The organism is Marinifilum caeruleilacunae (assembly GCF_013141825.1).
Classification (GTDB): domain Bacteria; phylum Bacteroidota; class Bacteroidia; order Bacteroidales; family Marinifilaceae; genus Marinifilum; species Marinifilum caeruleilacunae.
Window position 1 is genome coordinate 1 of sequence record NZ_RZNH01000016.1, and the last position, 22,328, is coordinate 22,328.

Sequence of the window (22,328 nt, forward strand, 5' to 3'; positions counted from 1 at the left end):
TGGCTCTTTTGTACAACAACAAAGGAGAATACAAAAAGGCAGAGATTTTATTGAAGGATTACCTGAAACATGTTCCTGAAGATGGTGCAACAACATTTACCTATGCACTGTTCTTATCGGAACGCCAACGCTACGATGAATCGATGGAATACCTGCTGAAAGCTGCCAGATTATCTCCGGATAATCCTCGCATATTCTACAATGTGGCCATGATGTATGATTTTAGAAATGATAAAAAGCAAGCCGTGAATTATTTGAACTCTGCCATCAAGATCGATCCTGAAAATTCGGATTACTACCTTGCACTTTTGAACCTACATGTGAAATATCAGCAAATAAACGAGTCCAAAACTCTTGCTAAAGAAATTCTTTCAAAATTTCCCGATATTCGACAGAAAGAAGACATACTAGCAATTCTAAACCAATAAAAATGAACAATTCGAAAAAATGCAGGTGCAAATGGCCTGGTGAAGACCCACTTTATTGTGATTATCACGATTACGAATGGGGAGTTCCATTGCATGATGATCAGCTCCTTTTTGAGTTTTTGATACTGGAAGGTGCCCAGGCAGGTTTAAGCTGGATTACTGTACTTCGAAAAAGAGACAATTACAGAATGGCCTTCGATAATTTCGATCCAAAAATTGTAGCTCAATACGACGACCGAAAAGTGGAAGAACTCCTGCAAAACGAAGGTATTATCAGGAACAAGCTAAAAATCAATTCTGCCATTCGTAATGCCAAAGCCTTTCTGAAAGTTCAAGAGGAATTTGACAGTTTCGATAAATACATCTGGAGCTTTACCGGTGGTAAAACCATAAAAAACGCCTGGAGAAATCTATCGGAAGTCCCTGCTCTTACCGATGAAGCAACAGCGATGAGTAAAGATTTAAAAAAGCGTGGCTTTAACTTTGTTGGACCAACCATTTGTTATGCCTTTATGCAGGCAACTGGTATGGTAAACGATCATACAACCGACTGTTTTAGGTATGAGGAGGTATAAAATGTCCCAGAAATTGGGACATGAATGCTTTTCTACCTAAACCGAACAGGTACAGTGTATCTTACATTAACCTTATTGCCTTTTGATTCTCCCGGAATCCAATCAGGAAACTTGCTCACAATTTTTAAAGCCTGTCGATCTGCGCGTATATCTCCCGATGATTTTCTTAACTTAACATTAACAATTTCTCCTGTTTTACTGATCACGAAATCTACCTGAGAAGTAGAACCTGCTTTAAATCTACCTGAATACATTTCAGTTTTTCGATTCAAATATCTCATCATTTTAATCATTCCCCCTGGAAATTCTGGCATTTTTTCACAAACAAAATATACCTTTTCGCCATTATAGCTTTCCTCATTAATACTTGTATTCTTGTTTTCTTTCGTGCTTAGAAATTTACCAGATGGATTTGAAATTACCCTCAACACAACTTTTCTAAAATGTGCCCCATCTCGAATTTCTCCTTCTGCTCGAAATTGATCCCAGGTAAAAGCTATTCGATCAAGATTATCGTTGAAGAAAGTAATTTTATACTTTGTATTAAATGTGCACTTAAATTCTCCCTGTTTATTGGTTTTTGCAAGCTCTTTTGTTGTTGAGTTAATGGTTGTGGATTTTGCTTTTCCTGAAAACCTTTCAGTTCTCACCTCGTTCAATTCGCAAATTACTATACCTTCCAGAGCATTTCCATGCTGATCTACAACCACTCCAGAAATCTCAGCTGTTTTTTCACTCTTATCATTTGATGCCATTAATTTGAATGAAAATGTAATACACAAGGCACAAATAAATATCAGCTTAGGGAATCTCGTTAGCATATCAAATGTGTTTTTATCTTTTAGTAATAAACAATAAAAATAGGAATATTAAATCAATTGAAAATTTAATAGTATAAAAAAATGCCTTTGAAAAATCAAAGGCACTACATACTGGATAAATTATTATTAATAGGCTAATAAACCACTGAATACTATTTAAAGAAATGAACTGGTACTGTGTAAGCTACCTGTGCAGGCTTACCATCTAACTTTCCAGGTTTCCAACTTGGCAGGTTTTCAATAATTTCAACTGCTTTACGATCTACCTTATCATTCATGGTTCCTCGCACCACCTTTACATTTTCCACCTTACCCATTTTTGTAAGATAGAAGGTAATAAAGCATCTCGAATCAATTTTATAACTGGCATCCAACTTCTTAACTTCCTGCTCAATATGCTCCTTTAATTTTAAATGTCCACCAGGAAATAGCGGCATCTCATCAACCAGCAGGTAAACATCGTCGCCATTCCATTCGCCAATTACTTTTCCTACCGGATCAGATTTACCACTTCTAAGTTCTTCTTTTTTCTTCTCGCCAAGACTAAATTTAATTGGAAGGGTATAAACAACCGAAACTGGTTTACCTTTCTCTTTTCCAGGTGTCCACTTAGGCATCGATTTGATTACTCGCATTGCTTCATTATCCAAAGATGGACTAACGCCTCTTACAATTCGCGTGCTATCAATCATGCCTTCTTCGTTCACTGTAAAAGTGACAAACACTCGTCCCGAAATCCCTTCTTTTTGTGCTTCTTTTGGATACTTTACATTTTGAGCTATAAACTTCAGCATCTCTTTTTCACCTCCGGGAAATTCGGGCATCTCGTCCACCATGGTATAACTTTTCTTGCCATTCATGTAAATCGCCCCATCCTTCTTCTGAATTTCGAAAGTTTCTGTTTCTTTTTCCACTTTCTCTTCACCCAAACTAAAAGTAATTGGTAAAGTAAACGAGACATTTACCTTCTTCCCTCTCTGTTCGCCGGGCGTCCAGTCTGGCATCGATTTTATCACTCTTAAAGCCTCATTATCAAGCAGTGGATGTACACCGCGAACTATTCTTTCACCTTCAATTTTTCCTTCATCAGAAACAATAAAAGTTACAAATACACGACCTGTAATACTTTTCTCTACTGCCTCTTTCGGATATACAAGTGATTTTGCAATATACTTCTGTACCAATGCTTGTCCGCCAGGAAACTGAGGCATTTTCTCAACAATTACAAAAATGGGTTTGCCATCATGCATTTGTTTCGATCTTTTAATATCCTTTTTATTAATTGTCCAATCATTGCTTTTTGCTGGCAACATTTTTTGCTGAGTTGTTTTAAGCTTGATTTTCAAAAAGTAATGACCATCTTTATCCTCTTTTCCATTCAAGTAAAAATCTTCAACACTCATTCTTTTTGTTTCATGTCCAACAAAAGATATTGTTAAATCAGCTTTTAATGGAACAATCGGGAGTGTAAAATTCCCATTTATATCGGATATGGTTCCAACCGTTGAATTCGAAATTGTAATGGCAGCTCCTGGCAAAGCTTTATCATCACCAGCCAAAACCAACCCCTTTATATTCACAACAGGAGTAACTTTTTTATCATCCTGTGTGTTTTCTTTTACTTTCTCCCCATTAACATCTTGCGCCTGCACTTCAATCACTTGCATATTAAGCCCTAGCACAACAGCAACAAGCGGAATTATTAGTAATAATTTATAGCGCCTATTTGGACCTTTTTCTTTTGACATCATAATCATTTTTTTTTTGTTTATGGAGTGATTGAAGTTATTGGCCAAACCAACCACTTCGGCTCCCATTAATTGATTAATTAAAATTGCCTGATATTGTCCGATGCCGAAACCGCGCGCTATTACTCCGTCATCAGCCAATAATTCATGCGTCTGTTTTATTGCAATCTGAAAAAGCCATACAAATGGATTGAACCAAAATACAATGCTTATTACTTCCACCAAAAGCAGATCGATCCAATGCTTTTGAAGTGCATGCACTTTTTCGTGAATAAAAATGTTTTGTAATTCTTCGTTTTCAAATTCTTCTTTGTGGATCACCACATATCCAAAGAAACTAAAGGCAGGAATTTTCTCATCAAGTAAAATTACTTTACAGTTGTCCTGAATCAGGTATTCCTTTCCTTTTATCAAACTCCAGATTTGCCAGACTTTTACAAGGCTTCGAACCAGCAAGGCAAACATCACCAGCAAATAAAAGCTCAGTAGTAATAATGGAAGATTTACAAGGCTTCTTGCATTGGCTTCGCTTGCATTTTCTGGAATGATTGTGCCAGCAAACAGCTCTGCCGATACCGAGGATTCAACAGCTTCTACCAATACAGTATAAGGTATCCTTACAAAAGGCAAAAACACAGCAAGCATCAGACTTAACAAAAGGTAAGCCCTGATTTCCACAAAGAACCTTTCATTCCTTAGGAAAAGAAAATACAAAGCGTAAAAAGCTGCCAGTATTCCTGAAGACTGTAATGCATATTGATAAAATTCCATCATACGTCTTTCTCCCTGTCTATTTGGTCCTTAGCAATTTGAATCATTTCTTCCAACTCCTGAATGCTCAGCTTATTGTCTTTGGCAAAAAAAGATGCCATTCGGGAAAACGAGCCATTAAAGTAGTTCTTCACCAAAGCCCCGGCCTTAAATCCTGAATAATCCTCTTTAGAGATTTTAACTGCAAACAAATGTGACTTCCCAGCCGGAATTTTATCCGCAAAACCTTTCTTTTCCAGCGCATTCATTACTGTTGCTACCGTTGTATAGGCTGGCTTTGGATCAGGAAAATGAGAAACCACTTCTCTCACATTTGCTTTCTCCAATTCCCACAATATCTGCATCACTTGCTCTTCTGCCCGGGTCAACTCTTTCATTTTAACATTACTTTTAGATTAATCTACTACAAACTTAGTACTAAATTTTTAGTAGAACAATTTTTATTACTAAAATTTTAGTAGATAAATCAATTTTGTCTCAAAGTATTGATTAATGCTAGCTATTTTACTAACTATGCAAAAAAATTAAAGCATGGAAGTATTTGAGTTACCTAAAGAATCGTATACCCTTTGGGACAGAGTAAGAAAAGAGCTGGCATTGTTATTATTGCTAATTGCTATACTTCTGTTTTTTGTTGGCTTACAAGTGGTGTATTTTACTGCTGTAATCGTGATGTATTCTTTATTATTGATGTTAAAACGCAATAGAATAGTTACTTCTCTTAGCTTTAATGATCAGGAACAGGAAATCCGCATAGCATATTACTACTTCATCTTTTTAAAGGGATCGGAGAAAATTCCTTACGCAAAACTGAACTCTAAGCTTAGCATGAAAAGATTTGGTTTTGGTGCCGCAACTCAAACCATTGAAATTTTTAAGGGAAGAATTCTTAGTGCAGAGATCAGAAAAGATGGCAAATGGAGTTGGCCGGAAGCTGAAATGGATCAAATATCTGAAAGATTATCGAACATTAATCGGGAGCAATAATCAATTTTTTATTCGGGTATAATTCTTGATATATCTCTTTGTAGAATTTCAATTTACTTATCTTTGATAGTGATTTCAAATTTTAAAAGAATTTATCCATATCCAAAAGTTAATAACATATTGTTTTTTAATAGTCATTTTTTCAGGCTGTTTTTCTGCTGTATCAGCTCAGCAGAATGTGCTAAAAGACAGTATTATCAAGCCAACCAGAAAAACTGATTTACCAGATAGTACAATTGTTATTTCGCGAGATACCATCGTATTTTTATTAGATACCGTTGGCGAGCGTAAAAAGGATGCAAAACAAAGCGGCAGTAAGTTTTATCATGCCATTCAACGCGGTGCTTACAAAAGAAAATTCACCAAAGAGCTTTACAAGCTATTCTTTGTTGCCCCCGATAAAATTTCACCTACCGATACCATCAAGACAGAACGAAGCGAAACCGCTTTTGTAATTTACCAGGGAAAAACCATTCGAAATATCGAGGTAAAAGTGTTGGAACCTTTCGGGTCAAGCCTTCACGACACAACCAAGGTTGCCAATAGCTGGATAGAGAGAGCTGGAAATACACTTCACCACACAAGTAGGCGTGGTCACCTAAAAAAAATGCTCCACCTCGAAGAAGGTGACAAGTTAGATGCCTACTCATTGGCTGATAACGAAAGATTGATCAGGCAATTGAACTATATTAAAGATGCATTCTTTAGAGTAATCCCTGTAAAGGGTTCAAATAAGTTTGTCGACCTGCAGCTTTGGGTAAAAGACCAGTTCTCCTGGGGTATCAACCTTGATTTAGGATCAGGATTATCCACCGATTTTGAAATTTACAGCCGCAACCTTTATGGAATTGGTCACGAGTTCAGTAATAACTTTCACTACGACAGCGATGAAGATCAGAAATTTGGTTATTCGGGCCGATATACCATTCGCAACTTAAAAAGAAGCTATATCGACGCAAGTTTTATTTACGAAAACACCTACGAAAAATCGGTAGTTGGTATTGATTTCGAGAAAGAGTTCGAGACCTACAATACCAAAACAGCCGGAGGTTTTAGTCTTTCGAAAACCATGCGATCGGACAAAATCATGGACGATGACCCTATCCGTAACGAAATTCCTCTCGATTTTAATTATGGCAATTTGTGGTACGGAACATCGATAAAACTAGACTCGAAAAATCTTTTTGCCAGGCGGAAAATGTACTTTACAGGGCGTATTGCCAGCCGCAAATTTTTTGAAAGGCCAGAAACGGGTCCGGAATTGAACCAGTTTTTCCACAATAACATTCTATACCTTGGCGGGATAAGCATAAGCCAAACCCAGTATTACAAAAGTAACCTGATTTATAACTTTGGTAGAACAGAAGATATCCCTTATGGATCGCTTGCTCAAATGAATTTTGGATATGAGGACAGGGAGTACTCTCACCGCTTGTACCTTGGCTTCGACTTTCAGAATGCAACTTATATAAGAAAAACCAGGAGTTATTTATTCAATCGAATTGCCATTGGTGGATTCTTCAATTCCAAACGATTCGAACAGGGAACATTAATTGCACAATCGAAATTTTTTAGTTGCATTCGAAAATTGGGTGCTTTAAGGTTTCGTAATTTTGGCGATTTAAAATACACCCTGGGAATCAGGCGATTTCCGGAAGAATTCGTCACCATTAACAATCGGTATGGCATACGCGGATTTAAAAGTGAAGAGGTAATTGGCAAACAAAAGCTCAGTCTGAATTTAGAAACAGTTGCTTTTACACCCTACATGCTAGGTGGATTCAAATTCGCCTTTTACACCTTTGGTGATATGGGAATTATTGGAAGCAACCAGAAACATATATTCAAAGGTGATTATTACTATGGCTTAGGCTTTGGTGTACGATTACACAACGAAAACCTGGTTTTTAAAACCATACAATTGCGATTGGCATTTTACCCCAATGCTCCTTCCGATTTCCAGTCGGCAGCCTTCCGCCTTTCGGGAGAAGAGCGCCCTCGTTTTAACGATTTTAAAGTGGGACAACCCGATGTTGTTCCATACGAATAACATTCGACCGTTAAAGCTTTACACTTTGCTCTCTTTCCAGTTGGCAAAACGCAGGTACAACCACGATCCGAATGCCAAAAATCCGGCATAGAAATACTCCGATACCCAAACACCCGAAATGGACAATTGGAATACCTCAATGAGCATGTATACTCCACCCAGATAACAGGCTAATACAACAATTTCTATTAACATGGCATGAAAGGTATTGCCTGTTCCCGAAACACCCTGAAACAAGGTTATTGCAATAGGAAACAACAAAGCTGCACCAAAAATTACATACAGTACAGGTTTGGTTTCCAGAATCAGGTCAGTTTCTTCAGTATAAATAGAAATCACCAATTCGGGGCTCAATAAACTAACGCCTACAAGTGCCAAAACGGCCAGGAAAGAAAGCTTAATGGTACGATAGATCACAGGCAGTACTTCTTTCGGTTCTCCTTCTCCCAAAACCTGGCTCACCAATGTATTTGCAGCCGAAGCAAATGCCCATACAGGAACCATTATCAACACATAAATACTCCTGATGATATTAGATATGGCTAGTTCCCTCTCTCCCATTTTCTCTACCAGGAGAAAGAAGACAAACCAGCAGGAAAGAGCCAGAAAATTTTGTATCATCATGGGAAATGAGACTTTCAAAAGTCGTACATACAATTCTTTGTCAATCTTGGGAAAGCGAAAAAGTTTGTACTTATCGATTGGAATTTTTCGAAAGGTATAAATCATGAAAAATACCAGTACACAAGCCTCGGCAATTACCGATGCCAAAGCAGCACCTTTAATTCCCATTTCGGGGAAACCAAAATTTCCAAAAATTAAAGCATAGTCGAGGAATATATTAATGACAGCCATAAATGCCGTACTCCAGCTTATCACTTTTGTTCTGGCAATGCCAATATAAAAAGCTCTAAACAGAAGATTTACACAAGCAAACAAAATTCCCCAGGCACGCACAGAAATGTAATCGGTACTGGCTTGAAAAATGGCATCCGACTGCACAATCCCTTTCAGAATTGGAGGAGCCTGAATTTGCATAAAGCCCAACAATAGAATGGCCAATATCAGTAAAAAATACAAGGCATGATCGAAGGTTTTTCCAACCCTGCTGTAGTTTCCTTCTCCATATCTGCGAGCAATTACAATTTGAGTTCCCAGGCCAAACCCCCAACCCAACATCACAACTGCAAAGTAAAAAATGGTAGCAATTGCAGCTGCACCAAGTGCTATTTCACTTAAGTGACCCAAAAAGGCAGTATCTGTTAAGGCAATAATATTTTGCGCCACACTCCCCAAAATAATTGGATAAGCAATCTTCCAGATATTTTTATAATCAGTTTGTATTTTCACGATTGAGAAGGATAAAAATAAAAAAGCCGGCTCCCTTTATCGAAGCCGGCGAAAATTAGTTCTTTTATTTCAGATAATCATCAAAATAATTGCTGACTTTCTGTTTTAAGTGAATTCTATCACGGCCTCTAACATTGTGCTCTGCTCTTGGGTATGGGAAGTAATCAACCTGTACATTGTGCTTTACACATTCGCGAATAAAATTCAAACTGTGTTGCCACAATACTGTTGGGTCAATTGCTCCCTGGCAAATTAAAAGTTTTCCTTTTAAATCCTTCGCTTTCGCGATTAAGGAAGTTTTAGCGTATCCTTCCGGATTCTCACCAGGTGTATCCATGTATCTTTCGCCATACATTACTTCATACCATTTCCAATCGATCACCGGACCACCAGCAACAGCTACCTTAAATACATCAGGGTAGTTGGTAATTAACGAAATGGTCATGAATCCACCATAACTCCAACCATGCACTCCAATTTTATCAGCATCTACATATGGTAATGTTTTCAAAAATTCTACCCCTTTCATCTGATCGGCCATTTCTGGCTGACCACATTGACGGTGAATTACAGCTTCGAATTCTTTGCCTCGATTTGCAGAACCTCGGTTATCTAAAATGTATAACAGGTAACCATTTTGAGCCATGTACTGTTCCCACAAACGAGAACCTCCCATATATCTGTTGGTTACCAACTGGGCATGCGGACCTCCATATACATACACTACAGCAGGGTATTTTTTGTTTGGATCGAAATCAGCTGGTTTTACCATGCGGTAATGCAAGTCTGTTACACCATCTGCCGATTTAATGGTTCCTAATGAAATTTCTCCCAGGTTGTAATCCTTTAGTTTGTTTTCGGCTTTAAGCAACTGTTTTACAAACTTACCGCGAGTATCGGCTACATTTACAATTCTTGGAACATTCAGGCTACTGTAATTGTCCAAGATGTATTTTCCATCGGCACTTACCTGAACATCATGATAACCTTCATCTTTTGTAAGACGATATCTTTTCCCTGTTTTTAGGTTTAGCTTGTATGCATGTCGGTCGATAGGGCTTACTTCTGTTGATACGTAGAACATGTATTTTTCGTCCTTATCGAAACCTAAAATTTCTGTAATTTCCCAATCTCCCGAAGTAAGTTGTTTGATTAGTTTTCCTTCCGTGTTGTAAAGGTAAGCATGGTTATAGCCATGACGATTATTGGTTTGATAAATAAACAAGTTTGGCTTTTTCTTTAAAAACACCAACTTGTGCGATGGCTCAACCCAACGTTCATCTTTCTCTTCGAACAGGGTAGCTACAAATTTACCAGTCGAAGCTTCGTACTTATTCATTTTTGCATGATTCGATTCACGATTCAAAACCTGGATATAGATGTACTTGTTTTCTGCTCCCCATGAAATATTGGTTAGGTATTGATCATTTCCAAAATCATCTGCTTGAATCCAACTGGTCTTTTTGGTATCAAGATTATATACGCCAAGGCTCACCTCTTCGCTATCCATGCCGGCCATTGGATATTTAATTTCTCTTAAATCTCCAACTCTTGTATTGATGTCAACCAATGGAAAAGAAGTTACTTTGCTTTCATCTTTGCGATAAAAAGCCAATTGTTTTCCGTTAGGAGACCAAAAAATTCCACCACTAATTCCATATTCGCTTCTGCTCACTGCCTGACCATTCACCATATTCTTGTCGGTATCAGCAGTTACGGCAATTTCTTCTCCGTTTGCACCAGCAATGTACAGGTTATTCTCGATGGTATAGGCTACGGTATTTGAAGCCTCACAGAAATCTTTATTCTCTGCTTTTGCATTCACTTTTAGTTGTAACAATGCTTTTTGGGCCACAAAATCGTAATGAATTAAAGCTCCACCTGCATTAAACTCCATTACGTTTTCAGATAGCCATGAAAAACGAGGAAATCTTTTCAGCGCTTTTAAACTTTGTGCCTCTATTCCTTTATTGAAATCTTCTAAACTTAATAAAACCGACGGTTCACCTCCTGGTTTTACAAGCATAATTTTATTCTCTTTCACATAAGTGTATTCACTCGCATCAGCTCTCCACGACAATTGAGATATATTTTCAGGGTAAAATTGTCTCCATTGCCCCAAAATTGCATCTTCCATCGACAATTTTTTTGACTGTGCATTGAGGCTAAGCAGAAGGCCACAATTAATTAATAAATAGACTAAAAGGAATATTCTTTTCATCTTCTTTGGTTTGTTGTTAAATATCTTTTTAAAAATTTTAGCTTTCAAATGTATCCTTTTTAGTATAAATACAGTAATAATGTTAGAATAAATTAATCAGGACGACTACCAATTGACTTGGAATAATTCCAAATCAGGTTGAAAAAACTACTAAAATAATTTACTAATCGTTTTCTATGTGATGAAAACCAGTAGCTAAGTGTTGTTTTTTCTTCTCAATTGGTTCAACTAATTAAAGAAAAACAAAATGCCAAAGAAAAGAATCCCAAACAGTATTAAACTATTACTATTAGTTGTAATTGCAGCAATTGCAACCTTTCTAATACTACAGCCTTCCGATACAGTGAAGCAAGAAACACTTATCGAGCAGGAAACCGAGGCTGAAATCATGGCTGATGCTGAAAAAACAGGTAATATTTTCAAATACAACAACATTCTGTTTAGTCTGCCATCGCCCTATCAAATTTCTTTACTGCTCGAAAAGTCAGGAATATCTTACAACAAAGATTTATTGAACTCTACCAAGAAGTCGGGCGATTATATCGATAACTTCAGCAAGGCCATCAACTTTGGAGTGTATGGTTCCGATTTGGGATATATCAATATCTACAAACAAACACAAGATGCTGCAAGTTACTTTGCTGTTTTGAAAATTTTATCGCAAGACATTGGTTTGTACAATGCCATGGATAAACCAACCGTAGAAAGAATTGAAAACAATATTGAAAACAGGGATTCACTATTGGTAATTGTAAGCAATACCTACCGAAAAATAGACAACTACTTAAAAGCAAATAATAGAGAAAATACAGGGGCCTTGATTTTGGCCGGCGGATGGATTGAATCGGTATACCTGTTAACCCAGCAAATTAAGGAACATCCAAATGAGGAGTTAATGCAAAGAATTTCGGAACAAAAGCGTCCATTGGAAAATCTGATTAAACTGCTGGTTCCTTATTCGAACGAATCGAAAGACTATTATTTTTTGGTTGATAAATTAATTGACCTGGCCTACACATTCGACGAAATTGAGGAACAATACAAATATGTAGCTCCTATTACCGATGCAAGAAAGAAACTTACCCTGGTAAAAAGTAAGTCGGAATTGGTAATGAAAAAGGAACAGTTGGCAAAAATCACCGAAAAGGTGTCTGTTATTCGAGAGCACATTATTAAATAACCTGAGAAAATCTATACTTATGAAACTTAAATATACCATTCTACTCTTTGTTATGACCCTTGGCTTTGCTTTTGTTTCCAAAGCACAATCGGACGTGACACTGGAAAATTGCACCAAGCATTTGGGAACTGAATTTATTTCGGACGGACAGCAATACAAAGCATTGCTTTCGGGCGGTGAAATTGCAGAGTTCCACACAACTTTTTATGCTGGAAACCACTACAGAATTGCTGGTGCTACCGGTAAAGAAGAAGGAAATGTAATCTTCTCAATTTACGATCAGGAGAACCATTTGATCTTTACCAATCGCGATCATAAAAACTCTCCTTACTGGGATTTTAAGTTTGAGAATACCATGAATTGCACCATAGAAGCCAAACTAAACCAAAAAAATGTAAGTTCTGGTTTTGTATTAATGCTAATCGGTTTTAAACAATAATTACAACAAACTACACTTAAATAAGGTTGACAACCTGCACTTTCTAAGCCTACCATTCTATGAGTGAACGTATATTAAAAGCTTTAATGCAACTCTTTGCTATCATTGCGCACCCTAAAAGTTCCGCAACTGAAAGGCGTAGAATGGTATCTAAATATCTGAAGCAGCATCTCGATCAGGAGACTGCCGAAGAGTACCTGGTTCTTTACGATCAGCATTATGAAGAGAACCAGAGAAGAACCACGAAAAAATCAAAAATAAAGAAATATACTTCGGCAAGCTCGGTTCGTGTACTTCGAATTTGTACCGAGATTAACGAAGAATTGATTATCAGGCAAAAGGTAATTGTATTGATTCAGCTCCTGGAATTCCTAAATTCCGAAGATGAAATCAGCGAACAGGAATTTGCCTTTGTTGAAACCGTTGCTGATACATTTAACCTACCAAAAGAAGGTTATGAGCGACTTCGCAACTTTGTTTTGAACGATTTCGATCAGATTCAAAGATCGAGCAGGCTTCTTACCATCAGCAATTCTGAAAGCAATTATGAAATTGGTGAACATTACTATTCGCCGGGATTAATCGGGAAAATTAAGATTCTTAGGTTACAAACTGTAGACATGTTTGTAATGCGTTTTAAGGGTATTGATGAATTGTTTATGAACGGGCAATCGCTAAGCCCCGAAAGAGTTCATGTTTTAAGTCAAGGTTCTTCCATCCGAAATCCTAAGATTGATCCGATTTATTTCAGCGATATTGTTGGAACATTTTACAGAGATGACAAGCAAAAAAGAGTGGTATTCGAAGCCAAAAATATTGAATATCGCTTTAAAGAAGATAATATAGGTGTGCACGACCTTTCCTTTAAGGAAGAATCGGGCAAAATGGTTGGTATTATTGGTTCGAGTGGAGCCGGAAAAACCACCTTATTAAACGTATTAAACGGATCGGCACAGCCAAGCCTGGGAAATGTGGTGATCAATGGTTATGATATCACCGCTGACAAATCTCAACTCGAAGGTGTAATTGGTCATGTATCGCAGGACGATTTATTGATTGAATCGCTTACGGTATTTGAAAACCTGTATTACAATGCCAAACTGTGTTTCGACAAATACAGCAGCTTTCAGTTGATCCGCCTGGTGCTAAAACTTTTAAAAGATTTGGGTTTATATGAAGCTCGTAACTTAAAAGTTGGAAACCCTTTAGATAAAAAGATTAGTGGAGGCCAGCGTAAAAGATTAAATATTGCATTAGAGCTGATTCGTGAGCCTTCTGTCTTGTTTTTAGATGAGCCAACATCGGGTCTTTCATCCAGAGATTCGGCAAAAATTATGGATCTTCTGAAAAACCTTGCATTAAAAGGCAAATTGATCTTTGTGGTCATTCATCAGCCAGCATCGGATATTTTTAAGATGTTCGATCGATTGTTGATTCTGGATACTGGCGGTTACTTAATTTTTAATGGAAATCCGCTTGACGCGATTACCTATTTTAAATCGCAGACTTTAAGAGCTAATCGCACAGAAAGTGAGTGTAATACTTGCGGAAATGTCGACGCCGATCAGATTTTTAACATTGTTGAATCTGAAGTGCTTGACGAATATGGGAATCCTACCCAGGTTAGAAAAGTTTCCCCTATTCAGTGGTATCAGCGATTTAAAGATTACAAAAGAAATGGCAAGGGAATTGATGACACAGATGAACTTCCGCCGGTAAGTTTTAAAATTCCATCGGCATTCAAACAGTTTTGGGTGTTTACAAAGCGCGATGTGATTTCCAAATTTGCCAATCGCCAATATTTGTTCATTAATTTATTTGAAACACCATTGCTGGCCTTAATCCTATCCTATATCATCAAGTATTATAATATTGATGCGGGTAACGAATTGGGCTATACATTCAGCAACAACAGTAACATGCCTGTGTACTTGTTTATGGCAGTTATTGTGGCCCTTTTTATTGGACTCACCTTAAGTGCCGAAGAAATTATTAAGGACAGAAAAATTTTAAAACGGGAGAGGTTCTTAAACCTCAGTAAATCTGGATATTTAATCTCGAAAATTGTAATTCTATTTACCATTTCGGCCTTCCAGGCATTCCTGTTCACTTTAATCGGAAATTCGATTCTGGAAATTAAAGGCATGTTCTTCGAATACTGGCTTGCCCTGTTTAGCGCCTGGTGTTTTGCCAACATGCTTGGTTTAATCATATCGGATAGTTTTAAAACGGTAATTACCATTTATATCCTGATTCCTTTTATCCTGATTCCCCAGTTAATTCTAAGTGGAATCATTGTAAAATTCGACAAGCTAAATCCGAATATTTCTGCCCCGAATTCCATTCCTTGGTATGGCGAAATTATTACTGCGCGCTGGGCTTACGAAGCTCTTGCCGTAAAGCAGTTTAAGGACAATAAATACAATGCCAATTTCTACGTATACGAGAAGTTAATGAGCAAAGCCGATTACCGTAAAAACTATTGGCTCCCTATCCTTAAAAATAAGCTAAACGAGTGCGAAAGGTATTTAAACAAGCCCGAAAAACTGGAAAAATTAGAGTCGAATCTCATTCTTTTGCAAAATGAGCTATCGCTTGGAGATTTGGACAGACTGGCATTTCATTTCGAAAGAATGGATCATTTATCGCCAGTAAAGCTGGATGATATCACCATTAAAGAGCTTCGCACCTATTTCGACAAACTGAACCGTTACTATATCAATTTGTACAATGTATCGAACAGGAAAAAGGATGAACACCTGGTTGAAGTGCAGAAACAATACGAAAACAAACAGGAGTTTGTAAAAATGAAAAAGGAATATTCGAACGAAAGGCTTACCGAGTTTGTTCGAAATAGCAATGATATTGAAAGAATTATAGAGTACCAGAACAGGTTGTACCAAAAAATTGATCCGATTTATCGTGATCCCGAATGCAAACTGCTTAAAGCTCATTTTTATGCACCTCAAAAATGTTTATTAGGTAAGTATTACGATACCTACTGGGTAAATATTATTGTGATTTGGTGCACAAGTATCAGTTTATATATTGTACTGTACTTTGGTTTGCTCAAGAAAGCTTTAGGTATTTTCGAACAAAGAATGAAAAAGAAAAAATACAGTAAATAGGAACATTTTGATTGCAAACAATCAAAGCATAGCGCATAAAAAAACTGCAAGCTTATGGCCTGCAGTTTTTTTTATCTTGATTTTAAATTTTATTCGTCATCTTCAATCATGGTAAACGGAATCTTCACAATAGATTGATAATCTTCACCTGCCTCAAGCATATCTTCATCATCAATTTCGTAATGCCAGTTGATAATAACCTTTTTACCTCGTTTAAAAATTGCTTCCAATTTCTTAAAAACGTCTAATATGCATTTCGATGAACTGGTATTAAAATACTCAAGTTTAATGGTAACATTTGTCTCTTCTTGTGGCTCATTGATGTATGAATCAAGCCATTCCATTACCGGCTTATAAAAATCAAGCGAGTTCTCAGGAATCGAACGACCTTCAATTAAAAACGCTCCATTGGCACCATCAAAATTAATGCTTGGAGTTTTAGGGCTACCTTCTATAACTAGTGAATTCATGGAAGTTTTGCTTTAAAGTTTTAAATTACAACATCAATTGATAGGAACAGGTAATCGGCATTATACTCGATAAACTGATATTCCATATTATTGCCACTTTTCCTGGCAATTTCGACCATTCCTAATCCGCCGCCTCCTTTTTCGGAGAACTGCTCATTATTTAGTATAATTCTATACAGGTTTCTTGTTTCTTCCGACGACAAGGTATTGATTTGATCAATCCTGTCGCGTATTAACTTCAGACCATCGATCTTGATAAAGTTCCCTACACTAATTCTATACTGCATTCCTTCATCTCTAAGAATCAACACCCCAAATTTGGTATAATCTACATCCAAATCGGGTGGCACTTCTCCATGATGGTGAAGGTTTTGCACCAACTCTATTAAGACATTAAAAATTTTCTTGAAAATTTTGGGAGATTCGTCTTTGGCCTTAAGAATTCTTTCAATTGAGTTTAGAATTCGTGTAACATCCTCATCTTCAACCCTTCCTTTGTAATCAAAAATAGCATCTTCATCTATTTTTTCTTCATACCATTGGTTCAGATCAAAGTTCATAGATATTAGGATTAGGGTTACTCGAAAACAAAATTAACAAATTATCTCAGAGTTAAAAGAGAAGCAGGATCAAATTTCCTGCTTACTTCTTATTTATCTTTCTTATAATTATCTTTCTTTTTTCCTTCGAACATGGCATACTTCTGGAACTTACATTCCAATGCTCCGTTGAAAAGGGTCACTTTTCTTGATGGACGCAAGCCAACACTATCGAAACACTCCTTACCATAACTTAAAATCCAGGCATCATATCCAGCAAAGTTGTGCTTTAATCTTTCACCAATCATTGCATACAAGCCTTCTAAATCTTTTGGTCTTAGTCTTTCTCCGTAAGGTGGGTTTGTAATTAACAATCCTTTTTCAACCGGAGGAACAAACTGTTGAAATGGTGTAACATTCAACTTGATTTTTCTTCTTAAACCAGCGTTACGAATGTTCTCTTCAGCAATTTCCATTGCCTTATCGGAGATATCGGCACCAATAATTTTTCCTTCGTAGTCAACTTCGGTTTCTTCATTGTAGATATCATCCCAAAGATCCTCATCGAAATCGGCCCACTTCTGGAATCCGAACTCTTTTCGATACAATCCTGGAGGTATGTTATAAGCGATTAAGGCTGCTTCAATCAAAATGGTTCCCGAACCACACATCGGATCTATGAAGTTGGTTTTCTTATCCCAACCCGAAAGCAAAACCAAACCTGCTGCCAAAACCTCATTTAATGGTGCAGCTGTTTCTCCAACACGGTAGCCTCTTTTGTGTAAAGATTCGCCAGAGCTATCCAACGAAACCGTACAAGTATTTCTATCGATATGAATATTGATGCGTAAAGAAGGGTTTACCATTCGTACAGACGGGCGATCTCCTGTTGCGTAAAAGAATTGATCCACAATGGCATCTTTTACTCGGTAGGTTACAAATTTTGAATGTTTAAAATCGTCTGAACTTATCGTACTATCGATCGCAATGGTATCTTTATTTCCGATGTATTCGCTCCAGTCAACTTCCTGAATTCCTTTATACAATTCATCGGTATCATGAGCTGTAAACTTGTGAATTGGTTTAATTACTCGAGTTGCTGTTCTTAAATGTAAGTTTGCCTTATATAGCAAGGTTTTATCCCCAACAAAGCTAACTGCACGTTTTAAAATTCTAATCTCCTCTGCGCCTAATTGCTCTAATTCATTAGACAACACTTCCTCTAAACCATGAAAGGTTTTTGCAATTAATCTGAATTTACCCGAGTCTGTTTTCACAACCATCTTTTTTAATCTTCGTCTGAATTATTTCAAATATCGAATCAACGAAATCGTCATTTCTGAATCTGTTTGAAGCAAATAGCTTTGATTCGATTTTCGGCTACAAAATTAATCTTTACCAACTAAAAACATAGGCTTTTAATAAGATATTCAAAAAAAAAGCCGAAAGCGATGCTTTCGGCTCATTATCAGTGTTTATTCTTTGATTAACTCTTTATCGTACAAATCAGGATTTTTGAGTACTTCAATTGCCTTTAAAACAAACTCGTTCTCGCTGTTCACAATTTTATAATACTCGGCGCTTTTCCACAAATCCCTCGCTAACAATGCTTTTACATGCAGTTTTATGTCATCAACCACCGCATTGTAATCTTCCTCTTTCTTTTCAATTCCTTCCTTTTCTCCCAAGGCAACAATTTCCTGCATCATCTCATCGCTAACCACGAAGTTTTTAGAGAAGCTCTCAAATTTGGAATATTTCTTTCTAAGTTTTTCCAGGTTTTGATCCATATAATTCACCACATAAGGGTAAATTACATTTTTACGAACCAATAAATTGAAGTATTTGTAATTGGCTGTTGTATCAATTGGAACAAAAATATCAGGCATAATTCCACCTCCACCATAAACGGTTCTGTTCTTCACCAAAGTGTTATATTTTAACGAATCCGGAAAATGAATGCTATCTGCATTAATCATCTCTCCCGATTTATAACGCTTAAGGATATCCAAATGATAGTCTTCCAATCCATTTTCATAAGGTTTTTGAATGCATCTGCCAGTTGGTGTATAATAGTGAGCGGTTGTTAATCGAATCATCGAACCATCAGAAAGTGGAAATTGACGCTGCACCAAACCTTTACCAAAAGTTCTACGGCCCAAAATTACACCTCTGTCCCAATCTTGAACTGCTCCCGAAACAATCTCAGAAGCCGAGGCCGAACCTTCATCCAGTAAAATCACAACTCTGCCTTCCTTAAAAATCCCTTTCGCTGTAGAGATATTCTCTCTTCTTGGAGTAGTAAGACCTTTGGTGTAGACGATTAACTTTTCGGCATCAAGAAACTGATCAACCATTTCTATCGCAGCGGTCATGAAACCTCCACCATTTCCTCGCAAGTCGAGAATCAAATCCTGCATTTTTTGAGCTTTTAATTCCGTTAATGCTTTTAAGAATTCGTCGGCTGTGGTTAGTGCAAAACGATTCAGTTTGATGTAACCAATCTCTTTGTTAATCATGTAAGCTGCATCCAAACTATGAATTGGAATTTTATCGCGTGTAATTACAAACTCAAGAAGCTCTTTCTCTCTTTTTCGCTTCACTTTTAAATTAACGATGGTTCCCTTCTCGCCTCTTAAGCGATCATGAACATCCTTGTTCTTCATTCCAATTGCAGCAACGTTTTCGTTGTCTATTTCAAGAATTCTATCTCCTGCCCTAAGACCTGACTTTTCCGATGGTCCACCCGGAATGGTTGCAACCACCATTAAAGTATCGCGCAAAAGGTTGAATTGAATTCCAATTCCACTAAAACTTCCCTGCAGTGGTTCGTTCATCTCTTTAATCTCATCCTTGCTAATATAAATGGAATGAGGATCAAGATCGGCCAATACTTTTATAATTGCATCTTCGGTTAACTTCTCAACATTCACTGTGTCAACGTAAAATGCATCAACCAAAGCCAATAAATTCTGATATTTAATTGCCTGATGTTTTACCGATTGAGCATGAAGCGTTCCACAAATCGCAAAAACACTTAAGAATAAAAGTGCAAAGCCATTCCTCAAAAAAATTTTCAAACTACTCATATAAATTATGCTTTTTAATAAATTTTGCGCAAATTGATTATCCTTAACAGAACTTGACGAAAGATACAATCTTTTTTAAGAATTACGGGCATTGAATTCAACAAACATGGAACATAAAGCCAATATTTTACTGCTTGGATTTACTCAATCTTTGAGCATAGAATCCTTGCCAGGAATTAATTTCTCAAAATGCCATTCCATTGAGGATTTAACCGAATTGGTGATCTCCAATGAATATCATCTTGTGATTTCAAAGTTCATTGTTGGCGATATAAATGCTCTGGAAATTAATCGAAGCCTGGAATCCTTAAAGGCTTACTATGCCGAATCAGCACCTAAATCATTTAAACTACTTGTTTTAACCTCAAACGAAGAAGAGGATGATGTATGTAAAGCAAATCAACTTTTGTATTTCCCTGAGGAAATGAATTTAAAGTCATTAATTCTTAAATTGATTGATTTACCTCGTGAACCTAAAAGGACAGACAAAGATCTTGCCATTATTGATTTTGAGGAACTTTTTATTCGTGTCGACAACAACAGGGTTTTTATAAAAGAGGTAATTGAAAAGTTTTTTAAAATCAAGGAATCCCGAATTTCGGAAATTCAAGTTCCCCTGGAAAACAGAGACTTTAAAAAAGCGAAGGACTCTGCCCACAAGCTGAAAGGTGTATTGGCCAATTTTTCAATGATTGAAGCCAAATCAACCATTATCGAATTGGAAAAAATCATTTTGAGAGAAGACATCGATGCCTCGATCAGCAAACTAAACGAATTGGTTCAAAAAATTGATCAGGCAAGAGAATATTATCTATCCAACCAGGATCAATTCAAAATTTCATAAAAAAACGGCAGCACTCAAAGTACTACCGTTATATTTTAATTGTAGAAATTATTCCCACTCAATGGTTGCAGGTGGTTTAGAACTAATGTCGTAAACAACTCTATTTACACCTTTCACATTATTAATAATTTTGTTTGAGGTCTTTGCAAGGAACTCATAAGGCAAATGAGACCAATCAGCAGTCATACCATCAGTAGAGCCAACAGCACGCAAAGCAACAACACTTTCGTATGTGCGCTCATCGCCCATAACTCCTACCGATTGAACTGGCAATAACATTGCTCCAGCCTGCCAAACATCATCATACAATCCATCTTCTTTCAATCCTGAAATGAAAATATCATCTACTTCCTGAAGAATTCTTACTTTCTCAGCCGTAATATCGCCCAGGATACGAATTCCCAATCCAGGTCCTGGGAATGGATGACGCTTGATGAATTTATCTTCTAATCCCATGCTACGTCCCACTCTGCGAACCTCATCTTTGAACAATAGTTTTAGTGGTTCAACTACCTTTAGTTTCATATAATCAGGCAAACCACCCACATTGTGATGCGATTTAATGGTTTGAGAAGGACCTCCGGTTACCGAAACAGATTCGATTACATCAGGATAAATGGTACCTTGACCTAACCATTTGGCATTTTCTACCTTATGTGATTCTTCGTCGAATACCTCTACAAATGCATTACCAATAATCTTACGTTTGGCTTCCGGTTCTGTAACTCCTTTAAGCGCTTCAATAAATTTGGCACCTGCATCAACTCCTGTTACATTTAAACCTAGCGATTCGTATTTCTTCAATACGTTGGTAAATTCGTTCTTACGCAACAATCCGTTATCAACGAAAATACAGTATAGGTTTTTGCCAATAGCTTTGTGCAACAACATGGCAGCAACAGTTGAATCAACACCACCCGATAAACCAAGAATTACACGATCATCGCCCAATTGTTCCTTCAGTTCTGCAACTGTTGTTTCAACAAATGCATCTGGAGTCCATTCTTGCGAACAACCACAAATTCCAACAATAAAGTTTTCCAAAATCACAATTCCTTCCGTACTGTGATATACTTCCGGATGAAACTGAATCCCATAACTTGTCTCTCCTTCAATAGCAAATGCTGCATTCTCTACATCAGCAGTGCTTGCTGTTACTTTATAGTTTGCAGGCATTTTTTCGATGGTATCTCCATGCGACATCCAAACCTGGGAGTTCAAACTAATTCCTTTCAACAAGTCACAAGAATTGTCAACAGAAGTTAAGTTTGCACGACCATACTCACGTTTGTTCGAAGCCATTACTTCACCACCAAAACAGTGCGCCAGGTGCTGTGCACCATAACAAACACCTAAAAGAGGTAATTTTCCTTTAATTTCTGATAAATCTGGAATTGGAGCTTTTTCGTCTCTTACCGAAAACGGGCTTCCTGAAAGAATCACACCTTTTATCGATTCATCGATTACTGGTGGATTGTTGTAGGGATGAATTTCACAGTAAACATTTAATTCACGAACACGTCTTGCAATTAACTGAGTGTACTGTGAGCCAAAATCTAAAATCAGAATTTTTTCCTGCATAAATCTATAAATTGAGGTTGTTCAGATATCTTATTATTTGGCGTACAAAGATACACAAATTTGCGACTTTAAAATGCCTTTACTAAGAATTCAAAAAACAACTTGAT

18 protein-coding genes are annotated in these 22,328 nt (G+C 37.0%); 8 read left to right on the forward strand and 10 right to left on the reverse strand.

The features are described 5' to 3' along the window. Positions 1 to 428 (forward strand): tetratricopeptide repeat protein (locus ELS83_RS10745; protein ID WP_216616500.1); only part of this gene is annotated, 428 nt, incomplete at its 5' end. Positions 429 to 430: 2 nt separating this feature from the next. Next, positions 431 to 1,003: a DNA-3-methyladenine glycosylase I gene (locus ELS83_RS10750; protein ID WP_171595578.1), complete on the forward strand. Its 573-nt coding sequence runs from the start codon at positions 431 to 433 to the stop codon at positions 1,001 to 1,003. Positions 1,004 to 1,035: 32 nt separating this feature from the next. Here the strand turns inward: ELS83_RS10750 and ELS83_RS10755 are convergent, their stop codons facing one another. From ELS83_RS10755 to ELS83_RS10765, 3 genes are all read right to left on the reverse strand, one after another. Beyond that, the gene (locus ELS83_RS10755) at positions 1,036 to 1,824 is read right to left on the reverse strand and encodes an energy transducer TonB (protein ID WP_171595579.1); all 789 of its coding nucleotides are present in this window, start codon (positions 1,822 to 1,824) and stop codon (positions 1,036 to 1,038) included. Between the two features lie 152 nt (positions 1,825 to 1,976). Further along, positions 1,977 to 4,343: a M56 family metallopeptidase gene (locus ELS83_RS22280; protein ID WP_171595580.1), complete on the reverse strand. Its 2,367-nt coding sequence runs from the start codon at positions 4,341 to 4,343 to the stop codon at positions 1,977 to 1,979. Then, positions 4,343 to 4,720: a BlaI/MecI/CopY family transcriptional regulator gene (locus tag ELS83_RS10765; protein ID WP_171595581.1), complete on the reverse strand. Its 378-nt coding sequence runs from the start codon at positions 4,718 to 4,720 to the stop codon at positions 4,343 to 4,345. Before ELS83_RS10765 ends, ELS83_RS22280 begins: the two co-directional genes overlap by 1 nt. A gap of 154 nt (positions 4,721 to 4,874) precedes the next feature. On the opposite strand from ELS83_RS10765, the gene ELS83_RS10770 reads away from it, so the two are divergent. Both ELS83_RS10770 and ELS83_RS10775 read left to right on the forward strand, forming a co-directional pair. Continuing rightward, the gene (locus ELS83_RS10770; RefSeq protein ID WP_171595582.1) at positions 4,875 to 5,330 is read left to right on the forward strand and encodes a hypothetical protein; all 456 of its coding nucleotides are present in this window, start codon (positions 4,875 to 4,877) and stop codon (positions 5,328 to 5,330) included. 178 nt (positions 5,331 to 5,508) lie between these two features. Next, positions 5,509 to 7,380: a BamA/TamA family outer membrane protein gene (locus ELS83_RS10775; RefSeq protein ID WP_171595583.1), complete on the forward strand. Its 1,872-nt coding sequence runs from the start codon at positions 5,509 to 5,511 to the stop codon at positions 7,378 to 7,380. 18 nt (positions 7,381 to 7,398) lie between these two features. On the opposite strand, the gene ELS83_RS10780 is transcribed toward ELS83_RS10775, so the two are convergent. Both ELS83_RS10780 and ELS83_RS10785 read right to left on the reverse strand, forming a co-directional pair. Then, the gene (locus ELS83_RS10780; protein WP_171595584.1) at positions 7,399 to 8,730 is read right to left on the reverse strand and encodes an MATE family efflux transporter; all 1,332 of its coding nucleotides are present in this window, start codon (positions 8,728 to 8,730) and stop codon (positions 7,399 to 7,401) included. A 64-nt stretch (positions 8,731 to 8,794) separates the two neighbouring features. Then, a complete protein-coding gene (locus tag ELS83_RS10785; protein ID WP_216616502.1) occupies positions 8,795 to 10,867 on the reverse strand; it encodes a S9 family peptidase in 2,073 nt (690 codons plus the stop codon). A gap of 331 nt (positions 10,868 to 11,198) precedes the next feature. Between ELS83_RS10785 and ELS83_RS10790 the strand changes: the two genes are divergently transcribed. From ELS83_RS10790 to ELS83_RS10800, 3 genes are read left to right on the forward strand one after another with little or no spacing between them, the layout of a single operon-like run. After that, on the forward strand, positions 11,199 to 12,131 hold the full coding sequence (locus ELS83_RS10790; RefSeq protein ID WP_171595586.1) for a hypothetical protein: 933 nt from the start codon (positions 11,199 to 11,201) through the stop codon (positions 12,129 to 12,131). Between the two features lie 19 nt (positions 12,132 to 12,150). Next, a complete protein-coding gene (locus ELS83_RS10795; RefSeq protein WP_171595587.1) occupies positions 12,151 to 12,570 on the forward strand; it encodes a hypothetical protein in 420 nt (139 codons plus the stop codon). 59 nt (positions 12,571 to 12,629) lie between these two features. Then, the gene (locus tag ELS83_RS10800; protein ID WP_171595588.1) at positions 12,630 to 15,698 is read left to right on the forward strand and encodes an ATP-binding cassette domain-containing protein; all 3,069 of its coding nucleotides are present in this window, start codon (positions 12,630 to 12,632) and stop codon (positions 15,696 to 15,698) included. A gap of 89 nt (positions 15,699 to 15,787) precedes the next feature. Here ELS83_RS10800 and ELS83_RS10805 read toward each other — a convergent pair whose 3' ends face one another. The 4 genes from ELS83_RS10805 to ELS83_RS10820 all read right to left on the reverse strand — a co-directional run bounded on the left by ELS83_RS10805 (position 15,788) and on the right by ELS83_RS10820 (position 19,796). Then, positions 15,788 to 16,168 carry a DUF1987 domain-containing protein gene (locus tag ELS83_RS10805; protein ID WP_171595589.1) on the reverse strand — a complete coding sequence of 127 codons (381 nt, stop codon included), beginning with the start codon at positions 16,166 to 16,168 and terminating at the stop codon, positions 15,788 to 15,790. Positions 16,169 to 16,188: 20 nt separating this feature from the next. After that, positions 16,189 to 16,728, reverse strand: a complete 540-nt coding sequence (locus ELS83_RS10810) for a SiaB family protein kinase (RefSeq protein WP_171595590.1) — start codon at positions 16,726 to 16,728, stop codon at positions 16,189 to 16,191. Between the two features lie 89 nt (positions 16,729 to 16,817). Next, the gene (locus ELS83_RS10815) at positions 16,818 to 17,984 is read right to left on the reverse strand and encodes a THUMP domain-containing class I SAM-dependent RNA methyltransferase (protein ID WP_216616504.1); all 1,167 of its coding nucleotides are present in this window, start codon (positions 17,982 to 17,984) and stop codon (positions 16,818 to 16,820) included. A 198-nt stretch (positions 17,985 to 18,182) separates the two neighbouring features. Continuing rightward, positions 18,183 to 19,796: a S41 family peptidase gene (locus ELS83_RS10820; RefSeq protein WP_171595592.1), complete on the reverse strand. Its 1,614-nt coding sequence runs from the start codon at positions 19,794 to 19,796 to the stop codon at positions 18,183 to 18,185. 106 nt (positions 19,797 to 19,902) lie between these two features. Here ELS83_RS10820 and ELS83_RS10825 point away from each other — a divergent pair, with 106 nt between their 5' ends. Then, positions 19,903 to 20,640 (forward strand): Hpt domain-containing protein, encoded by a 738-nt coding sequence (locus ELS83_RS10825; protein ID WP_171595593.1) that lies wholly within the window; start codon positions 19,903 to 19,905, stop codon positions 20,638 to 20,640. A 48-nt stretch (positions 20,641 to 20,688) separates the two neighbouring features. On the opposite strand, the gene guaA is transcribed toward ELS83_RS10825, so the two are convergent. After that, on the reverse strand, positions 20,689 to 22,221 hold the full coding sequence (guaA, locus tag ELS83_RS10830; protein ID WP_171595594.1) for a glutamine-hydrolyzing GMP synthase: 1,533 nt from the start codon (positions 22,219 to 22,221) through the stop codon (positions 20,689 to 20,691). Positions 22,222 to 22,328: the final 107 nt, after the last annotated feature.